Annotated in this window: 14 protein-coding genes; 4 read left to right on the forward strand and 10 right to left on the reverse strand. The window is 53.1% G+C overall.

The genetic code is table 11. The annotated features are described in order from the left end of the window. Positions 1-558: 558 nt before the first annotated feature. Both LBW89_RS12485 and LBW89_RS12490 read left to right on the forward strand, forming a co-directional pair. Complete coding sequence (locus LBW89_RS12485; RefSeq protein ID WP_225039240.1) at positions 559-1,920, forward strand: J domain-containing protein; 1,362 nt, start codon at positions 559-561, stop codon at positions 1,918-1,920. Positions 1,921-1,940: 20 nt separating this feature from the next. Next, positions 1,941-2,621, forward strand: a complete 681-nt coding sequence (locus LBW89_RS12490; RefSeq protein WP_225039241.1) for a DUF1266 domain-containing protein — start codon at positions 1,941-1,943, stop codon at positions 2,619-2,621. Between the two features lie 15 nt (positions 2,622-2,636). Here LBW89_RS12490 and LBW89_RS12495 read toward each other — a convergent pair whose 3' ends face one another. After that, a complete protein-coding gene (locus tag LBW89_RS12495) occupies positions 2,637-3,995 on the reverse strand; it encodes a hypothetical protein (RefSeq protein WP_225039242.1) in 1,359 nt (452 codons plus the stop codon). Positions 3,996-4,057: 62 nt separating this feature from the next. Continuing rightward, entirely contained in the window at positions 4,058-5,548 is a 1,491-nt protein-coding gene (locus LBW89_RS12500) for a serine hydrolase domain-containing protein (protein ID WP_225039243.1), read from the reverse strand. Between the two features lie 191 nt (positions 5,549-5,739). Here LBW89_RS12500 and LBW89_RS12505 point away from each other — a divergent pair, with 191 nt between their 5' ends. Next, entirely contained in the window at positions 5,740-7,746 is a 2,007-nt protein-coding gene (locus LBW89_RS12505; RefSeq protein WP_225039244.1) for a serine hydrolase, read from the forward strand. A 271-nt stretch (positions 7,747-8,017) separates the two neighbouring features. Here the strand turns inward: LBW89_RS12505 and LBW89_RS12510 are convergent, their stop codons facing one another. Together LBW89_RS12510 and LBW89_RS12515 are read right to left on the reverse strand one after the other, a co-directional pair. Continuing rightward, on the reverse strand, positions 8,018-9,067 hold the full coding sequence (locus LBW89_RS12510) for a sensor histidine kinase (RefSeq protein ID WP_225039245.1): 1,050 nt from the start codon (positions 9,065-9,067) through the stop codon (positions 8,018-8,020). Continuing rightward, entirely contained in the window at positions 9,064-9,789 is a 726-nt protein-coding gene (locus LBW89_RS12515) for a response regulator transcription factor (RefSeq protein ID WP_148451011.1), read from the reverse strand. The genes LBW89_RS12510 and LBW89_RS12515 overlap by 4 nt, the downstream gene beginning before the upstream one ends. A gap of 198 nt (positions 9,790-9,987) precedes the next feature. Between LBW89_RS12515 and LBW89_RS12520 the strand changes: the two genes are divergently transcribed. After that, positions 9,988-11,889 (forward strand): serine hydrolase domain-containing protein, encoded by a 1,902-nt coding sequence (locus tag LBW89_RS12520; RefSeq protein WP_225039246.1) that lies wholly within the window; start codon positions 9,988-9,990, stop codon positions 11,887-11,889. 251 nt (positions 11,890-12,140) lie between these two features. On the opposite strand, the gene LBW89_RS12525 is transcribed toward LBW89_RS12520, so the two are convergent. The 6 genes from LBW89_RS12525 to LBW89_RS12550 all read right to left on the reverse strand — a co-directional run bounded on the left by LBW89_RS12525 (position 12,141) and on the right by LBW89_RS12550 (position 19,179). After that, positions 12,141-12,533, reverse strand: a complete 393-nt coding sequence (locus LBW89_RS12525; protein WP_225039247.1) for a hypothetical protein — start codon at positions 12,531-12,533, stop codon at positions 12,141-12,143. Positions 12,534-12,575: 42 nt separating this feature from the next. Then, positions 12,576-13,433 carry a MurR/RpiR family transcriptional regulator gene (locus LBW89_RS12530; protein WP_148451013.1) on the reverse strand — a complete coding sequence of 286 codons (858 nt, stop codon included), beginning with the start codon at positions 13,431-13,433 and terminating at the stop codon, positions 12,576-12,578. Between the two features lie 71 nt (positions 13,434-13,504). Next, on the reverse strand, positions 13,505-14,212 hold the full coding sequence (locus LBW89_RS12535) for a hypothetical protein (protein ID WP_213506785.1): 708 nt from the start codon (positions 14,210-14,212) through the stop codon (positions 13,505-13,507). Between the two features lie 29 nt (positions 14,213-14,241). Next, positions 14,242-16,386: a hydantoinase/oxoprolinase family protein gene (locus LBW89_RS12540; protein WP_225039248.1), complete on the reverse strand. Its 2,145-nt coding sequence runs from the start codon at positions 16,384-16,386 to the stop codon at positions 14,242-14,244. A gap of 45 nt (positions 16,387-16,431) precedes the next feature. After that, the gene (locus LBW89_RS12545) at positions 16,432-17,727 is read right to left on the reverse strand and encodes a citrate transporter (RefSeq protein ID WP_148451016.1); all 1,296 of its coding nucleotides are present in this window, start codon (positions 17,725-17,727) and stop codon (positions 16,432-16,434) included. Between the two features lie 102 nt (positions 17,728-17,829). Further along, positions 17,830-19,179, reverse strand: coding sequence for an FAD-dependent oxidoreductase (locus tag LBW89_RS12550; protein WP_225039249.1), 1,350 nt, complete (start codon positions 19,177-19,179; stop codon positions 17,830-17,832). Positions 19,180-19,213: the final 34 nt, after the last annotated feature.

Raw genomic sequence — 19,213 nt, forward strand, 5'->3', positions numbered from 1 at the left:
AGCGGCCGCTCCCTTTAATCTGTTGACGGCTTGCACCGAACTGATATAAATAGCAGCTATGGCTTCCGTTAGAGCCAGGAGGGCCGTCGGGAATCGTGAATCACGAATCATCAATCATGAGCCGCCCCTTCCACCTCCGCTCTAACGGACATCATAGCCGCTATTTTGCCAAAAATGGCTCCTTCCGAATTCTAACGGAAATAGTAGCGCCTATTCGACCTCTTTGCCTCCAATCTAGCCTCATTGTGCCGAAATAGCGGCTATGGCTTCCGTTAGAATTTCAATTCGCCCCAAAATGCCGAAATAGCGGCTATAGTTTCCGTTAGAACCAGGAGGTCCGTCGGAAATCACGAATCACGAATCACGATCCGTCACTTCCCTTCTGACCTAACGGTCGTTTCAGTTCCTTATTCTTACCAAGCCCCGTTCACTAGAGTATTTCCTGAATGGGACTCGCTTTTTTCATCTTAATGAAGGAAAAACTAATAAATTTGTCGAATTATGGCATATGGGCGTGGATTTAGTCCGTATCTACGAGATAGGAGGATTGCAAGCTTAATGAACTTTTGGCAAACTCTCGGGATCGAGCCGACCGGCGATAAGTCCGCGATCAAACGGGCATACGCGAAGCTTTTGAAAATACATCATCCGGAAGATGACCCGCAGGGCTATCAAAAACTTAGGGAAGCTTTCGACCGGGCCATGAAGGCAGCCATCGAAGAGGAACAGAAAAAAGAAAAAGAACATGACTATGAATATAAGGATGAAATTAAGGATGAAATTGAGATTGATGTGGTTGCTGCCGGCGGCGACATAAACGAGGAAATTAGATATAGAAGTACATACCGTTGGGTAGATGTGGCGCCGCATCAGGCGTTGAACGAGGTCCAACTATTTTTTCGGCAAATGAAAGAGTTGTATAGTGATTTCACGCGTCGGATCGATCCTCAAGAATGGAACGCGTTGATGGCGGATGATTTTTTGTGGAAAGTCGAATATCAGGAAGAACGCTTGAACGTACTGATGTTATTTTTGGAAAAGCATCATAATCTACCGCATGAGGTATGGCAAATCCTTGATAGATCCTTTCATTTGGTTGAAGACAAGGAATATTTGCTTGAAATTTATGACGAACCCTGGATTGAGTTTATAATCAGGCAAATTTACGGGGCCACTGCGCTAAATTACGAGTGCTTTGCCAACAGGGAGCTTCATTTCGACATCGAACATTATCTCACGCTGAGGCAACAGGCCCAATCGATGTTAATGGAAGATCGACCGGAAGAAGCCGCGGACGTCTTGGCCGAAGCCCATCATCTCTTTCAAGATGATCCGGATTTGCAGTTAATGAGAGCTAAATATTTTAGGAGAGTCGGCAATACGGAAGAGGCCCTCGCCAGCTTGGACGATCTTCTTGCGCTGAAGCCGGAAGATTATGAGGCCCATCTGCTGAAGGCACAAATTTATTACGAAGAGCAGATGTATAATGAAGCGATCCGGGAGTGCGAATTGCTTCGGGAGTATCACGGTCTGGATAAAGATATTTGGAGCGTTTCCCTTGCCTCCAAGCTGGAATGGGGACGCCTCGAGGAAATCTGGAAGGAAAATGCGGAGACTAAAGTAAACTCCACGGGTTATGTTCATTTCCTTTTTGATGCTTCTCTGGGGCAAAGTTTGTGGAACAAGCATCTCTTCTCTCAAAAATATAATCCCTATTACAAGCTGTCGAGAAAAAACGTTATTAAATTCTTCAGCTTTACCTGCGGCGTCATCTTCCTTCGATTAAGCTGGCTGTATCTCATCGTTTTTTGGGCCGTCCAACTTCTGTTCCATCCGCCGGGATTCATGACCGTACTCTATCTCATACTTGGCGTGAGCGCTTGGAAGACTTTGCGAACGCTCAAATTGCTTTGTACCTGACCAAGGAGGATTCGGCAAGCATGTTAAAACACTATAGTTTCAGGAAACGCAGGCGGCTGGAGTTGTATTTTCGCTGTATTTCGGCCTGCAGCGAGGAATGGATGCTCAATAACTATTATGTGGCCTACGAATTCGGGGTCATCGATCGTTATATTCGTAAAGGTCTGATCAAACACACGTTGGAGCAATGGGGAATTACGAACGCCTCCGAATTAAAGTCAAAAATCGACTGGCTGCTCAGGGACGGAGTCCGGGCCGATTACAACCGCAAACATGCCTGTTTGGCCGCGCTGACGGAACAAGGAAGAAGCCGGTTTCTTGAGTCTGTGAAAGATGAGGCGGATTTTGAAAAATGGGGGGTCGTGCATAAATGCCTGCACCAGCTCCCTTCCGGAAATGTCGTGGCGTATGATGGAGCCTGGGCCATCCTTCTGGCCCGTGTCGGATTGGCTTTATCGTTTTTGACGAAGAATGAAGCGTGGGAAATCAAGCTGAAAGCAGCCGGTATGCTGCAAAAAACCTATCGAAGCTGGAACGAATTTAATGTGGGGTATTTGTGCGGGGCTTATTTTTCCCAAAAAAAGCCGGGCATTTCAGCCAGTTATACGCTTTTGCCCCTCCATAATCTGATGTCGCACAGTTCCCTACTGTATAAGAAGGCGTTGTGGAATATGGATCTGCTTCCGGATCAGGCCGGATAAAAACCGGCCCTCCCCCTACTCTATCTTGGTCCTGCGCACCACAGCGAAATCTTTCCCCACCAGCACTTCGCCGATCAGCGAGTCCTCACTTTCCGTAACATATTCGTTGTAATAGTTCACGGCCAGACTTCCGTCTTGTAATTTTTCTACGATAAGGAGGTCATCCGTAGGCTGCGGAACCAGGCTTTTATCGATGCTCACGGCTATCATATCGTTCCCGTAATTCTTCTCGCCCTTCTGCTCGGGTTTGGCATAATCGACCCGGTAGATACGGTCATTCAGCAAGCGGTATTCGTAACGCCCTTTCTCTCTGCGGTCCAATTCCTTAAAGTCGGCCGTGCGAAGAGGATCGTCCTCATCCATCGATACGGCTGAATAGATAAAGTCCGTTTCGTCGGCAAAATCAACGTCCTCCACCAGCGAAGCCAGACTGATTCCCTGATCGGCCGCAATAAACCGGTAGCGGTTTCCATGAAAATCCACTCGCTTCAGTTCGGTGTACGGGGACTGCTTTTTGCTAAAAGCGATGTAGTCCTCGCTGTACGTTCTGACTGAAATATTGCAGAAATTATATACCGGCCCGTAAAGGACGGGATCGATATTTTCGCCGTAGTCGTCCGCCTGTCTGAAGATGTCCCGCATCTTGTCGTCCATAAATTTGTGTTCTTTATTTACGTACACCTGAATTTCACTTTCGCCGTTGCCGAAGATCTCGACCATTTTGTCCAAAAACGCTTTGCTTTGCTCCGCATGGTTGCGGGCATCCTTTTCTTCCCCTTTGAAAAAGATCTCCAGCTGAATGCTGTAATCCTGCTCTTTCAAAAACTTCGCGATATCCCCTTCGTATTTTTGCGAGAGCGTAAAATAACTGTTATACCTGTCACCGGAATTGTAATGGCTGAAATAATGGGAGATCCAAAAATAGCCCAATTTCTCCCCCTCGCCGATCAGGCTGGACACGTCAAATTTTCGGATATGATATTGTTTCGAGACGCCGTATGTTCTGATGATATGTTCCTCAATACCGCGTTTGATATCCGCCGCCTGATAGTCATCGGCAATCAGTGGGTTGGTTTGGCCGATGAGCTTGCCCCCGTTTGTACTGACCAATACGTTAAAAACCTCGCCATTTTGCTTCATACGAACTACGCCCTCATTCGGAATTTTCCGTTTAAAACTAGGAATAGGCCCGTTTGGCGAGGAAGCCAGCGATACTTCAATGACTTCGGCGTCCGTCATCCCGTACTTTTCCTTCACGTAATTTATGGCCAACCGGCTGATTTCGTTTTCTTTGGCTTTTCTTTTGCCCGCAAATGTCGAACATCCCGTAAACAATAAGCCGATGACACATAGCATAACCGTTAACTTCTTCAATTCTTTCCCCTCCCCATGCAACAAACGCATAAGAAGATATTATAACAATAACATCATTAGCACTAGATCCTGATGTCCCTTCTCAAGTTCCCTGCAAACAGGATCAATTTAACCATACCGATGCCTAATGCGAGGATGCATAACAGAAAGACAAGAGGGCCGATCCCCGGCAACCAGGAGAACAACACGCGCCATGGAGCTACAAAACAGCCCGCTCTGTAAAGCACTGTAACGGGAACTGCGAAATTAAACATTAAGACAAACAGGACGGACGACAAGTTTCGCAGCGGAGTACGCGTAATACGACCCTTCCGCTTGAATAGACGCATGATGGATATCCCCAGCAGTACAGCCACAGCCAGAACTACAAGATCAATGATGAGGTGTGTCCCCATAACACTGCCTACATCTGTCTGCGGTTGGCGGCCGTGTAAAATATCGCGAATCCCATCCGTAATCATTTCGAGTTTGCCGCCGCGGACCAGATAATCATGCGCGTTAATCAATACGATGATCCCTGTGTCGCCGTCCAGCACCATAGAAGAGTGAAAGTTCTCGACATCGCCCTGATGCCTGACTACCCCATCGGCGATTTCCCACCCCATTCCATAATATCCGTTAATCGAAGGGTCGGGAACCGCAGGCTCATGCATGCGACGGATGCTCTCGGCGGAAGCTACTGAGCTAGCACCGAATTTTCCATGATTAAGCTGTGCCATGAGATAATGGGCCATGTCTTCCGCACTGGAAATCAGGTAGGCGGAGGCGAGCATGGAAGGGTTGTCCGGCTGCTCCGTGGGGAACATGTACCCAAAGAAGGATTGGTAACCTGACGCTAGACCCTGCTTCTTGGCCGCTAATGTCGAAGTGAAGCTGTTCTTCATATCGAGAGGCTCGAAGATATTCTTCCGGACGTAATCCGCATAAGACATCCCCGAGACGCTCTGAACAATCCCGCCCAATATATCGTAATTGGCATTGGAATATTGATATGTTGTTCCTACGGGCTCACTTATAGGGGCATCCTTTAAACTCTCGATCAGTTTTTCAATGGTCGGCTCGGTGCCGACAAAACCAATCCGCCCGGTATAGGTAGACAACCCGCTGTTATTGTTTAGCAACTGCTTCACCCGAATTTTACCGGACGCCTTACGATCGGCCAATTCAAATTGAGGCAAATAGTCCCGGACCGGCGCTTCCAGATCCACTTTTCCCTGTTCTGCCAACTGCATGATGGCCAAAGCCGTAAACGACTTGGAACTCGAGCCTAGTATAAAGGGCGTTTGCGCGGTAACGGGCTGACCCTGCGGGCCTGCGACCCCATACCCTTTCAAATAAAGGGGCTGGTCCCCTCTAACTACCCCAATGGCTACCCCGGGGAGCTGGAGCTTGCCCATCATCGTTTCGACAAATTTATCGATTTGGGTTGTCTCCTCCGCGGAGGCTTGGAACCCTCCAGTTGCTTGTACTTTAACGTTAGGCCCAAAGATATTGACGATCCCAAAGATTAGAATCATGATGACCGGAAAAACTCTTGATCGGTTCGATTTCATCCTTTTATCCTCTTCCCATTGACAAATTACTTTAAGCATATCAAATGAGAAATTCCCCCAGTCTTACATTTACCTTAAGATCGACGCGAATTTGTTAAAAGTCAGCCAAAAGGTGTTACACTAATGCCGATTGAACGCGCGGATTAAATCAAGTTCGCCACAAGAAATCGTCAAAACAGGAGGTCATCGCAGTGTTTTTATTTAAATCCAAACCTCGGAAAATGATCCCGCTCTTAATGTGCGGGTTGCTCATCGCCTCTTCGGCTCTTCAGTCGAAAGCATCCGCCTCGACCGCGAATCAGCAAGCGGCCGTACCATTGGAAGCCAAACAAGTGGAGGCTTTTGTGGACGAGTTCTTTAACCGGCCTCAAAACAAAGAGCAGTTAACAGGCGCAGCGGTTGTTCTCGTCAAGGGAGACAAGGTCCTGTTTCAAAAAGGATACGGTTATGCCGATATCGGGGGCAAAAAGCCGATAGATGCGGAAAACTCCGTCTTTCGGATCGCCTCGATCTCCAAATTGTTCACGGCCACAGCCGTCATGCAGCTCGTGGAACAGGGGAAGATCGATTTGCAGGGAGATGTCCAGGCTTATTTGGGCGATTTGAAAATTCCCAACAAAACCGGCAAAACGCTCACGATGGAGCATTTATTGACGCATACTACCGGATTTGATTATACGGATAGTCCGAATCTTTCCGAAAAAGAGGTTCCGAACAACCAGTTTATCAAGGAACAGGTACCGACGATTGTCCGCGATCCGGGTGAAGCCTATCGGTATGACAATTACGCCTTTAATCTACAGGGGTATATCGTGGAGCGGCTGTCCGGCGTTCCCTTTAGTCAATATGTGCAAAAACATATCCTGGAACCGCTTGGCATGGAGAGCAGCAGCTTCCAAATGACGTCCGAACTGCGGGAGCATTTGGCTACCCCTTACACGGCGAAGAAGGAGCCGATCCCCGAATACCTTTCCTACCCGGCCGAGGCGCCGGACGGGGGGATGTTCTCCACCGGGGGAGATATGGCCAAATTCATGATCGCCCAGCTCAATGGCGGACAACTGGCGGACGCCCGAATTTTAAGCAAAGAATCGGTGAAGAACATGCAGCAAATCCATCACCGGATTCACCCGCAGATCCCTGGCACCGCTTACGGGTTTGAAACCTTTTACAGCAACAACTATAATGGTCAATCGGTCATCGGCAAAGGCGGGGATTTGTCGGGTTACCACTCCTGGATGTGGCTTATGCCCGAACAGAAAGTAGGCGGTTTTATCGTCGTAAACGGAGACGGCACGAATTTGCGCGAAAACTTTTTCGCAGCCTTTATGGATCATTTCTATCCCGAAACGCCGAAACAAAAATCGTACCTTAAACCGTCCAAAACGGAGCTAAGCCAGCTGACGGGGGTTTATCAAGATCTAAGAATCCCCTTTTGGGTATTTCAAGTTACGGTGACCGACGACGGGCTGCTGAACATTGTGGATCCCTATGGATCGCATACCCTCCGGGAAATCGAGCCGATGTTGTTTGAGGATGAGCAGGGGATTAAGGCCGCTATTAAAGTGAATTCAAACGGAACGCAATATTTGTACTATAACAAAGTGGATAGTTGGGCGAAAAAAGCCCCCGAGCCTAAAGAGTATACGGATGTCAGTAAGCAGCATCCCTATGCGCCATGGATTTATGGAGCGGATCAACTCGGATTTTTAAACCCTTCGGCGGATGGCGTTTTTCACCCTGAACAAGAAATGACCCGGGCCGAGTTTATCGCCGAACTTATGCGCATGACAGGACTGGCACCGGCAAAAACAACAACGCTGACGGGGGAAGCCGGAGATGCTCCTTACCTGGGGTTTGTGCAAAGAGCCATGGACCTTGGGTTTGTTCAAGGAAACGCAAAAAGTAACCAGGCTTACAATACTAGCCAAATCATTTCACGTCAGGAAGCCGCGATCCTGATTTGGAGAGCCGCGATGACAGCCGGAGTGAATACGTCGAATTCCTCGGACGTAAAATTACTTGGGAAGACGGACCCTTGGGCCATGGAGGCGGTACAGTATATTGTGAATCATGGCATGTACGGGCCGGAAGTCACCAAGGACTCTGACGGCATCGACTACCGGTCCAAGCAACCCCTGTTGCGGCAAGAAGCCGCCGTATTGCTGAACCTTTTTTGCAAAAAACTGTCCCTTTAATGATCTTATTCCCGGATGAACAGCACAAAAGAGCCCGGTTCCCTAAGTGGGGAACCGGGCTCTTTTTGTTGGGGACCGGGTGTCGGGCGTCGGGTTGCATTCGAAAGAATGAGAAAGAATGCAGTGCCTCATTAGACGACCTGGACACATAAAATCCCTGCAAATTTGCATCTTTTCTCGCATCCACTCGTGAATCGGTCTAAAATACCTGCAGTTTTGCATCTTTTTGCAGTGGGAAGTGTGTTGGAAAGTGCGCTAGGCACGCACCTTATTAACGGCGGTACAGTACGAGTTCAAACGAGGTTTGTCCGTTCCCGTTATCCAGACGCAATTCGCCGCCATGCCGCTCCATTATTTGCTTGGTAATCGACAAGCCGAGCCCGGTTCCCCCATCCCCTTGCCGGGACGAATCTCCCCGTACGAAAGGATCGAAGATCACGGCTTTCAAAGCATCGGAAATCCCGACCCCGTTATCGATCACGGCTAGCTTCACGGCAGGTCCCGCATCCGTCAGACGTACGGTGACTTCCGTCCCCGGCGGGTTATAGCGGAGGGCATTGGATAACAGATTGGAGATCGCTCTGCGTATTAATCCGGCTTCATACTTCACCGTTACGGGACGCGTCGGAATGTCCAGGTTCAAGGAAAACCCGCGTTTTTCAAATTGATCATAACCATCGGCCACGGTCTCTCTCAGCAGCTCGGCCAGATCGCCCGGAGCGGCTCGCAGCGGAAAGTCAGGGCTGTCCAGCTTGGACAATTCGAAAATGTCGTCGATCAATGCGGCGACCTGGATCGACTTGTTGTAAATCAACTGTAACGCCTTCATTCGGTCCGCCTCATCGTCAAACAATCCCAGTTGAAGCGCTTTGGCATACCCTTGAATGGAAGTGATGGGCGTCTTCAAATCATGGGACAGATCGACAAGCATCCGGCGCTTGCTCTCCTGCAGTTTGCGGTTCTCCGTCTCCGCCTGCTGCAGGGACTCGGCCATCTTATTAAAATACTTCTCAACAAGCGCAAACTCATCCGTCGCCTGAATAGCAAGCCGTTCTTCATACCGCCCTTGCCCCATCTCCCCCATCGCTCCCGCGATTTGCTCCAAAGGTCCGGTAATCCGCTTCGCCGTCCACAAGCTGTAAACCGTGATATTGGCACCGAACATAAACAGCAGCAGCAACAGCTCGGACACGCCGATCTCGATCGTTTCCCGCTCCGTATCAATCGCAAATGTCAGCAGGACGACAAGAGACATGACTAAAGTGCAGGCGAAAAAAATATGGGTTTTCACCAACCGGCGGAACAGGGTGTTTTTCTTCACGAGAAATCCTCTTTCCTGGCGAACTTGTAACCTAAGCCGCGAATCGTCCGGATATAGGCCGGTTGCCGTGGATTGTCCTCAATCTTATCCCGCAGCCGGGAGATATGCACCATGATCGTATTGGCGTCCTCATAATAATAGTCGGACCAGGCCTGCTCAAACAGCTGCTTTTTCGTAAAAACCCGGCCCGGAGCATCCATAAATGCCTTCAGCAGCTTATATTCAATGGCGGTTAACGGAATTTCCTCCCCCTGCTTATACAGGGCACAATTCCGGCTGCACAGCCGCAGTTCCCCGATGGTTACAGACTCCGACCCGATTTCCTCGATCGGAGGTTCCGCCGGCGGCTCATTGAACTCATAGGTCCGTCTGAGCATGGCCTGTACACGGGCTACCGCCTCCAGCGGATTAAAGGGCTTTGCCAAAAAATCATCGGCTCCCAATTGCAGGCCGAGAATTTTATCGCTGTCCTGGCTTTTCGCCGAAATCATGATGACCGGCATCTTATAGTTCGTGCGCAGCTGCTTGAGCAGTTGAATGCCGTCGAGTCCGGGCATCATGATGTCAATGACCGCCAGATCGATCCGGCGCTCCCGGATACATGTCCACGCCTGCGCGCCATTATAGGCTTCTATAACGACCAGATCTTCCTTTTCCAAAAAAAGTTTCAACAGCGCAACGATATCCGGATCATCGTCCGCCAGCAGTATCGTCTTACTCATCAAATTCCGCTCCCCCGTCCTTCTCATCGGCAATTGTGATATCATCCATCCCCGATTTCTTTAGTTTAGCACTTTCCGGCCTAATTTCCGGTATTTTTAAGATGGATTTAAGATTTGCGATAGTTCGACGAAAGAGTGCGGCGGTATGCTGGAATAGATGTTTTTACTGTCCAAATTGATACCGCCGGAGGTTCTTATATGAAAAAGACAATCACTATTCTGCTGCTCCTCTCTCTCGGCCTCCCTTTGCTTCATTCCCTTCCGTCCGCCCAAGCGGCGGCGGCAGGCTCGTCCGACTTCTCCATCACGGCGGAGCGGGCGGAACAACTCCTCGATCCTCTGATGGAAGAGGAAATCCGCAAGGGGCATATCCATGGGACGGCGGTAGTTGTTACCCAAGGGGAACGCATCTTGTTCAGCAAGGGGTACGGCTATGCCGATGTGAACAACAAGCGGCCTGTCGATCCCGCGGAAACGCTTATGCGGGTAGGCTCGATTACGAAAACGGTGACCGCCACCGCCGCTATGCAGTTGGTCGAGCAAGGGAAGCTGACGCTTCACGACGACATCAATCGGTTTCTAACCGGCTACAACGTGCCCGTTTTCGGAAAAAATCCGATAACTCTGCACCATCTGCTGACCCACACCGCCGGATTGGATGAAACGGTCTACGAAATCAACGCGCTCTCCAGATCAAGCCAGTTGTCGGCGGAAGCATTTTTGCGCCAATACTTCCAAGACCAGCCCCCCGTGCGGGAGCCCGGCGAACAATACGCTTACAGCAACGCCGGGCTCGGACTGGTGGGGAATCTGATCGAACAGAACTCGGTTGCCGACCTTAATGCATATATGTCCAAGCATGTATTTACGCCGCTGGATATGCCCAGCGCAAATCTGACCGTACCCGAAAATAACCCGCAGTTGGCCAAATCGTACACGTATACGAACGGACATTATGAAGAGGTCCCTTATACTTTCTTGAGTATACCCGGTGCCGGTGGTCTTAGTGTCACGCCGAATGAGTTCGCCCATTTTATGATCGCCCAGCTGAATGACGGGCGATATCAAGGTAAGTCGATTCTGAAGCCTTCCACTATTAAAACCATGCATGAGCAGCAGTTCGCCGAACATCCGGATTTGCCCGGGATGGGCTACGGTTTTTACCGGGGACGTTTGGCCGGCGGAATCGAGACGCTGTCTCATACCGGAGACGTGGACGGCTTTCACGCCAGAATGCTGCTGATCCCCGCGAAACGGCTTGGCATCCTGGTAGTCAGCAATGCGGTGATCGAAGGATCCACGCCGATGGGTCAAAAAATCGAAGAAACCCTTACCGGGCTGATCGCCGGACCGGAGAAAACAGGCCGAGCGCTGCCCTATACCCGAGAGCAATTACAGCCGTACGAAGGGACTTATTCCATCTCGGTCGCTCCCAAGCGGGGATGGGGCAAATGGCTTTATTTTCTCGGAGGCAAGGATTTCGAGGTGACGGCCGCCGATGGCCGGCTGATCCTGGCGGGCGTATTCCCCGACGGGACGGGTGAGCGCAAGGAGTTAAGCTACGTACCGATCGCGGAAGGCCTGTTCCAGGAGGAAGGCGGCGGAGGAAAGCTATGGTTTGAACAAGGGGATCACGGTTGGCACATGACCATCCCGCAGGAAATTACGATGGAGGAACGGCCCGGCCTCCTGCATCGGCCGGTCTTCCTGCTCGCCGTCTACGCCGGCTCGGGACTGCTGTTCATCGCCCTGCTGGCCGTCTGGCTTGTTCGTTACGTCGTTCGCTTATTCCGGAGAACAAAAAAGCCCGTTTCCATGCACATAACCGCCATCACGCTGCTGATGTCCATTTTTCTGGTCGTACAAATGGTATATGGTAACGCCGAAATTACGTACGGTTATCCGGGCTGGTTTGCCTGGGGCATCTCCTCCCTGCCGCTGGCGGCCGCGATGATCGCCGTTCACCTGCTATGGCGGGACGGCATCCGCCCCGGCAAGAAAAACGGCGCCGCGCTCGGCAGATGCGCGCTTGCCGCCGGATGCATCGCCTATACGGCGTTCCTGTTCTATTGGAATATGCTGTCCGTTCATGTCTGGTAGGGTGGGGAAATTCCGGAAGTTCCGGAAATTCCTTTTAGATTACTCCACCAGACCACCTGGCCACCTGTCCGCTAACCGGAACAATAGCCGGCGCTATCACTTAGATGGAAAACCTCCCGTTAATTCGCCCTTGCCGCCCACGGTTAGCAATTAGCGGGAAAACCTCCAGCTAATCTCGGGGCAGAGGCTCTTATCGCCCATTTGAGGCCGGATTAGCAGAGAAATTCCGGCTAAATGGTGCTAGCGTTGCCTTAACCCGAAGGGTCTAATGGCCGTAATCGCCTCCCTTTGAAGCCGGGCGGGTGGATAAGGGCCATTTGCGGCCTTATTTTGTCGAATTCGTCCCTTCGGTGAGAAATAGGGTTCTTTTGGGGCCTTATTTTAGGGAAAAGTGGGCCGAAACCTGATTTTTGGACCCGCATCAGTGAAATAAGGCCCTTTTTGGCCGCTATTTTTCCCGAAAACGCAAATCGGGTCGAAATAACAGCCCAAAATTCCGCTATTATACCAGGCGGCAAGAAAGATTGCGGATAGGCGGCACCCATATCCGTTTCAATGCAACGCCAGTGGCTAAATGGTGCGGTATCGCCGAAACGAGCCAATTTAACGGGAGGGATTTCCGTTAATGGATTGAGTTCAATCAAAAAGCGGCCTGCCGATGAGGCAAGCCGCTTTTTGATTGACGATCAATAATACTCCGTTACCGAAGGCCGGCTGGAGATGATGCCCTCGCTGTCCAGCTTCTTCTTCAGGTAAGATTTGTCCGAGGAAATGAGCAGGCTCATGACGGCGTCGACCACAAACAGAAAAGTGATATGGTTCGACATCATGGCGCTGTTGCTGACCGACATTTTGTCCGGTACGATGATGTTGATCTCCGCGGCCTCGGTGACCGGGGAAGAATCGTAACAGGTGATGGCCACCGTCTTCGCCTGGTTCATCTGCGCCGTGGAGACCGCGTCGATAATTTCGGGCGTCGCGCCGGAGCGGGTGAACGCGATGACGATGTCCTCCGACGTGGCCTGGGACGCGGCGATTTTCATCGCGCGGCTGTCGCTGCTGGCTTCCGCGCTGATCCCGATCAGCGTCAGGCGGTTCTTCAAGGCCATGGCCGAGAGGAAGGAATCGAAGATGCCGAAAATATGGATTCGCCTGGCCTGCTTCAGCATCTCCGCGACACCGAGCAGCGTCTCCTCGGAGATCATCGCGGAGGTGTTGACGACCAGCTCGTTGTAATCGAGCGCCAGTCCGTCGATGGGCGTGATTTCGCGGCGTTCTTTTTTACGCGTCTGCATTTCCCGGTAAAACGTATCCTGGGCGATGGCGATCTTGAAATCGTTAAAGCCCTTAAACCCGATCTTTTTGCAAAAACGGTTGATGCTTGTCTCCGAAACGCCGATCTCATTGGCAAGCGCCGTAATCGTATGCTGGGTAATAAATTCGGAATGATGAATGACGAATTGAGCGATCTGGTTTTCGCCGTAGGTAAACTTCTGTTTGAGCGAAATGATTTTTGCAATCACCGCGGGTACTTGCGAAGCCATGATATGTCCTCCTGCATTTTGCGATTCAACCGTTCCGAAGAAACGATCTATCGCAGTAAACGATTTACTTATTATAGCATATGGAGTCCACTCTCGCCCAAAATCTTCTTCCACTTTTTCACATTTTCCACAAACCGCTCCATTTCCATTCGTTCGGTCTGCATGAGATATATATTATCCAGCAAACTGGGCAGGTACGGGAGCCCGAGCAGTTCCTTGCAAAAAGCGTGCGCCGCGATCTCGCTCGTCTGCAGCACCGTGGCCTTACGGCGGAAGGGGCCGATTCTCAGGCATTCCACCGGCTCCAGAAGCTCGTTCGTAAACCGTCCGCTGCGGTATTCCAGCAGATGATAGTACTCATGCGCCAGATGGATGTCCACGATCCGCTCGAAGGTCACGGGACCCAGCGCCCCGTCCGCTGCCGCGGCCGCCATGTGAAGCTGGTGCATGGATTCCCGGTAGACGGTGATCTCCGGAACCTTTCCGCTCCAGTCCAGCTGCGCCCGCAGCGCCACCTTGAAAGCCCCCGCGCCCGCCGACTCCGCCAAGCGAAAACGGACGCCCGCGTCCTCCAGGAGGGCCCGGATCTGCTGCCCCCGCAGCCGCCCCGCCGCTTCCCGTCCCATCCCTAGGGACCCGGAGAGATAATAACCGTACATGCCGGGTTCGATTTTATGAAAAACCGGGTCCCTTTCCAGTTCGGCCAGAGCCAGCACCTCGTCATCCAGCTCCAAGCCGCGGAGGTCAAAGATCCGCTCCTTTTCCCGTACGTTCGTCATGAGAATCAACCTCCTTCCGCTTTCAACCGTTATTGATACGCCACCGCCAGCCAGACCTCCTCTTCGCCCAGCATTTCCGTCTCCAGATCCACAATGGACAGCAGCTGCTCTTTGGTCTGCATCCCCGTCAAGTCAAGCATCTTCTCCCGGAAAAACAGGAACACCTTCGGGATCGTCGCGTTGGCGTCGGAATAAATCGTATGCTCATCCAAGAAGGCGACGAACCCTTCGTGCCGCTCCTTCTTGGCAAACCGGCCGTAATGGACGCCGGCCTGCTTGAACCGGACCACGCCCTCCCGGTCGACCACGCTCACGGAGGTGCGTTTCTTCTTGAGGAGGCCGAAGAAGGATTTGCGGATTTCTTCGCTGGCGAACAAGTGCCATCTCCCCGTCTGGGCGGCCAGTCTCATGGAATCGACCGGCGCGTCCACGGAGCTTGCCGCGATACTCCGCATTTCCTCTTCGGACAGGGCCGCCTGTCCCAAATCCTTGGACCGGAGCTCCGTCGAACCGGTCGCGATCGCGCGCAAAATATTCTTCTGGTTATCGATTTCAATCGTAATCTCCACGGTTTCTTCGCTCGCGCCGGACTGGACGATTTTATCCATCACATCGCTGCGAATCCGCTTGATATCGTCCTCCGTCGGGTTGATGACCGTCCGTTCGATCTGCTCCTTGACCATGGCCAGCGCGACCCCGATCGTCGAGATATAAGGCGCGTTCTTGGCGATCTGCCATTTCATCCGCTCCTTCTCGGCCATGGCCGGCACGAGGACGGCTCCGCTCCCGCCTCCGCCGACCAGGGTGACGAAGGAACGGTCCAGTTCATAGTCCGCGATCATTTCATTGACCGTTTTCATCGTTTTGTCGATCGCGATGTCCAAGACCTGGCGGGCCGCAGCTTCCCCGGTCATGCCAAGGTGCGCGCCCAGGGCGTCCCAGGCCAACCGGGCGCTCTCCTTCCCGGCGTAGGCATAGTCCCCTTCCGGCACATAGCCGAGCAGGTTGGCCGCTCCCGCCAGGGTGAAGGAGAATTCCTCGCCGTTTCCGCCTTTCACGATGGCGTATTCGGGGGCGTCCCCTTCGCGCGGGCTGATGAACAAGACCCCCGCATCCCGCAATTGGGCCGGATCGGCGAAACATTCGTAGGCTTTGCCGGCGATATGGGCGCTACGCGGGCCCACGTCGACGATCTTGCCGCCGGCCACCCGGATCATGCTGCCGCCGGCGATGCCCAAGGTCCGGACATCGAGGGATTGCAGATAGGTGCGGTGGCCCCCGACCTGCGCGTTCTGAATCATGACCTTGCCGTTCTTGATGACCGAGATGTCCACGCTCGTGCCGCCTACTTCAAAGAAAATGCCGTCGGAAATTTTCTCGTACATCAGCGCTCCGGCCACGCCCGCGGCCAACCCGGAGAGCATCGTCAATATCGGGCGCTTCCGCACCTCGTCGATGCTCATCACCCCGCCGTCACAGCGCATGATCATCAGCTGTGAGGAGATATTCGCGTTCTTCACCGATTTTTCGGTCATGTTGGCCGTCTCCATCATCTTCGGGATGAGACTGGCGTTGACGACCGCCGTGCGCGTCCGTGTCCGCAGCCCGTACAGCTGCGAGATTTCGTGTCCGCCGGTCGCGAACACGCCGCGCCGCTGGGCCGCGTCGACGACACGCAGCTCGTTGGCCGGATCGTCCACGCTGTACGCCTCCGAAGCGACGATGACCTCCGCTCCTTGGGAAAGCAAATCCTGCAAACCCTGTTCCACGGCCTCATCCTTCAGATTTTTGGAGTCCAGGTACGTATGGTAGGTTTGCAGATTTTTGCCGGGCGCGAGCTCGATTTGGCCCGGATTGGACTCGCTGCGCGCGCTCAATCCGTCCATTCCCGAGCCCATGCCGAGGATGCCGACTTTGGCGACATCCCCTTCCAGCAAAGCGTTCGTCGCCTGCGTCGTTCCGTGAGCGATGAAGGCCACGTCCTCGGGAGCGATTCCTTTGCTCTCCAGGATCGTCTGCAAAATTTGCACGATCCCTTTGGCCACGCCGTCCTCATCATGGTGCGTGGTCGGAATTTTCATTTTTTCAACAATTTCAAACGTTTCGTTATCCAGCACGACCGCATCGGTAAACGTACCGCCGACATCGATGCCGACCCTTACTTTTCTGCCCATTTCATAGCTCCCTCCTATCTCTCTAAAACCGTGCCGTTCCCCTGCTTAAAAGACGACAAGCGCACCCCAGATCATCGAAATCAACACGGCCGTTACCATCCAAGGCAGAGTCCGTTTCAAAATGTCGTTAATGTCGCTCTTCGTAAAATCGGCCACCCAAACGTTATGGGAGTTGGTCGGATCGGAGACGGACTGCACATTGCTGACCACCCGCAGCGCCAGCATGGCCGCGATCGGCGTCATGCCAGCCCCGACGAACAGTGCGGCGATGCCGCTGCCCAGTCCCCATACGTTCAATGGACCGCGATAAATCGCCAGCGGCGACAAAATGGTGAAGAACAAAATGTACATAAGCGGGCTGTTCGGCAGCACCGCTTCGATCAGCGGCGAAATAATCGCCGTCACCTGCGGCGCCATGACGGCGTTGACCAGCATACCGATCCCGATCATGAGCCCCAAGGCTCCGGCCACGTCCTGAATCCCTTCGACCAAGGAGCTGGACAGCACATGCACCGGACGCTTCGGCCAGGACAAGATCAGCGTCGCCACCGCGCCGATAATAACGGCGGGTACGATATCCATCTTGAAGGCGAACACCATAATGACGGGGACCAGCGGGCTGATCAGCGCGATCGCCGGTACTTTTCGGCCGTCCGCGGACGGCGAGGTGGCCGGCATCGCCCATGCTTTACGGCCGCGCCCGTCGCGGCGGGCGTAAAATACGATCATGATCATGCTGATGACGATCAGCGGGAGGGCGGCGATCAACGTGTAGTCGGCCACGGTCGAAACCGGCAGCCCCATGACATCCACGTAAACCGCCCAGTTGGAAACGTTGAACAGCACGCCGACGCCGACGGCGGACAGCAGGACGACGGAAGCCAAAAACTGGCTGATGCCGGCGGTCAGCATAATCGGAATAATGATCGTCCCTACGAGGATGACCATCCCCAGACCGCTCGCCGCGGAAAAGATCACCGAAGCCGTCACGAAGAACAGCAGCGCGATCAGCACCGGCTTATCCCCGGCCAGTTCGGCGGCCTTGCGGATGATCGCTTTGGTAACCCCGACTTTATTCAGGATTTGTCCGAACCAGGCGCCGAAGATCAATCCGGCGATCGCCGTGGACAGCCGCATCGACCCCTGGGCCAGAATCGTACCGCTAAGGGTCGCCGTTTCGGGATTCCCGGAAGACCAAGGCACGCCCGCAATGAGCGCAAACAAAATCGCCATGCTCGGCAGCGCCAGAATCGTCGGCAGCTTCCGCGTCATCATCAGCCCCGCAAAAAGAAGAAATACGAGTAAAATGCCAATTGCCTGTACCCACATGATTGAACTCATGTTCAAGTCCCCTTTACCGTTCAAATTAAAACTACATGAATTGAACTGCCGTGTTGCTTGTCGCGGCTTCCAGCGTTCCACTTCCAGCGTTCCGCTGTCAGATTAAACCTCCAGATATGCGCCCTGCTCCTTCAGCACGCTTTGCACCTTGGCCACGTCGACCTGCTGGACATCCAGGTTCCCCAACGCCGCCTGCGCGGCCGCGACCCCGCCCGCATGCCCGATGGCCCCGGTCGTCGGCGTCGTTCTGACCGCCGCCTGAGCTTCGAATGTAGCGGAGAGACACCGGCCGATAACGATGACATTCCTAAGCGCAGGGGTGACAAGACAACGATACGGAATGCTGTACATGCCGCCCCATTCCAGCTTCTCATGCTTGGTCCCTTCGCCGTCCGGGCTGTGGATGTCGATCGGATAGCCGGAGTGGGCGATCGTATCTTCAAACTTCTTCTGCGACAAAATATCGGCGGCCGTCAGCGTGTAAAGCCCGACAATCTGCCGGGAGCCACGGACTCCGATGGAAGGACCGGTCGATTCCACGGTAGCGTTTTCAAAACCGGGAATGTATTTTTTCACGAAACGCTCCAGTTCCCTGCACTGCTTCCGCCCTTCCGTTTCGGCCCGGCTGAGGCTCCAGGCGTCCGTTCCGTCATGGCCGAGGATGCGCGTCGTATTCAGAATCACTTCGCCGGGGGTATTCGTCTCGAAGAACAGGATATCTTCCCGCGGAATGGAGATTTCGCCGCGTTCCTTCGCCTTCTTGAACAAGCTGACAAAGCCGGCGGTCGACAGTCTCGGCGCCTTCTCGATGATCGAGGTATCGCCGTTGTACAGCGGGAAATCCTCCGGATGGGCATGAATGTACTCCTTGACCTTGGCGATGTCGACATTGATCATCTTCATTTTCAGCGTCATCGGCTGGGCAGCCCCGTCGCTCTCCCGCCCCTTCGTAAAAGCCGCTCCCGCGCGAACCGATAAATCGCCGTCCCCGGTCGCATCGATAAACACTTTGGCGGACAAACGGCTCAACCCGGATTTATTGCAGACCGTAATGCCGGTAACCCGCCCTTCCTCCGTATGCACCTCCGCGAGCATCGTGTGGTACAGGATTTGGCCCCCGTTCTCCAGAACCATGGATTCCAGCTCCACCTTCATCGCTTCGGCATCGAACGGAGTGACCGAGTACGTAAATCCGACCGTATCGAAAATATGCCCCGGCGATTTCCCCTCCCTCTTCAGCCTTTCGATCAGCTCGTCGGTTAAACCTTGAATGGCCTGCTTCTCCCCGGCGTGAAAGGTCATCATCGGACCGACGCCGTTGGCGGTCAAGGTGCCCCCCAAATACCCCTGCGACTCCACGATCAGCGTCTTGGCGCCCGATTTGGCCGCCGCTACCGCGGCCATCGTCCCGGAGATGCCACCGCCCATCACTATGACGTCAAAAGACTCCATCCTGTACTTCCTCCTTATATGTGGTTTTGGCTGT

The organism is Paenibacillus sp. alder61 (assembly GCF_020179875.1).
GTDB classification, from domain to species: Bacteria; Bacillota; Bacilli; order Paenibacillales; family Paenibacillaceae; genus Fontibacillus; species Fontibacillus faecis.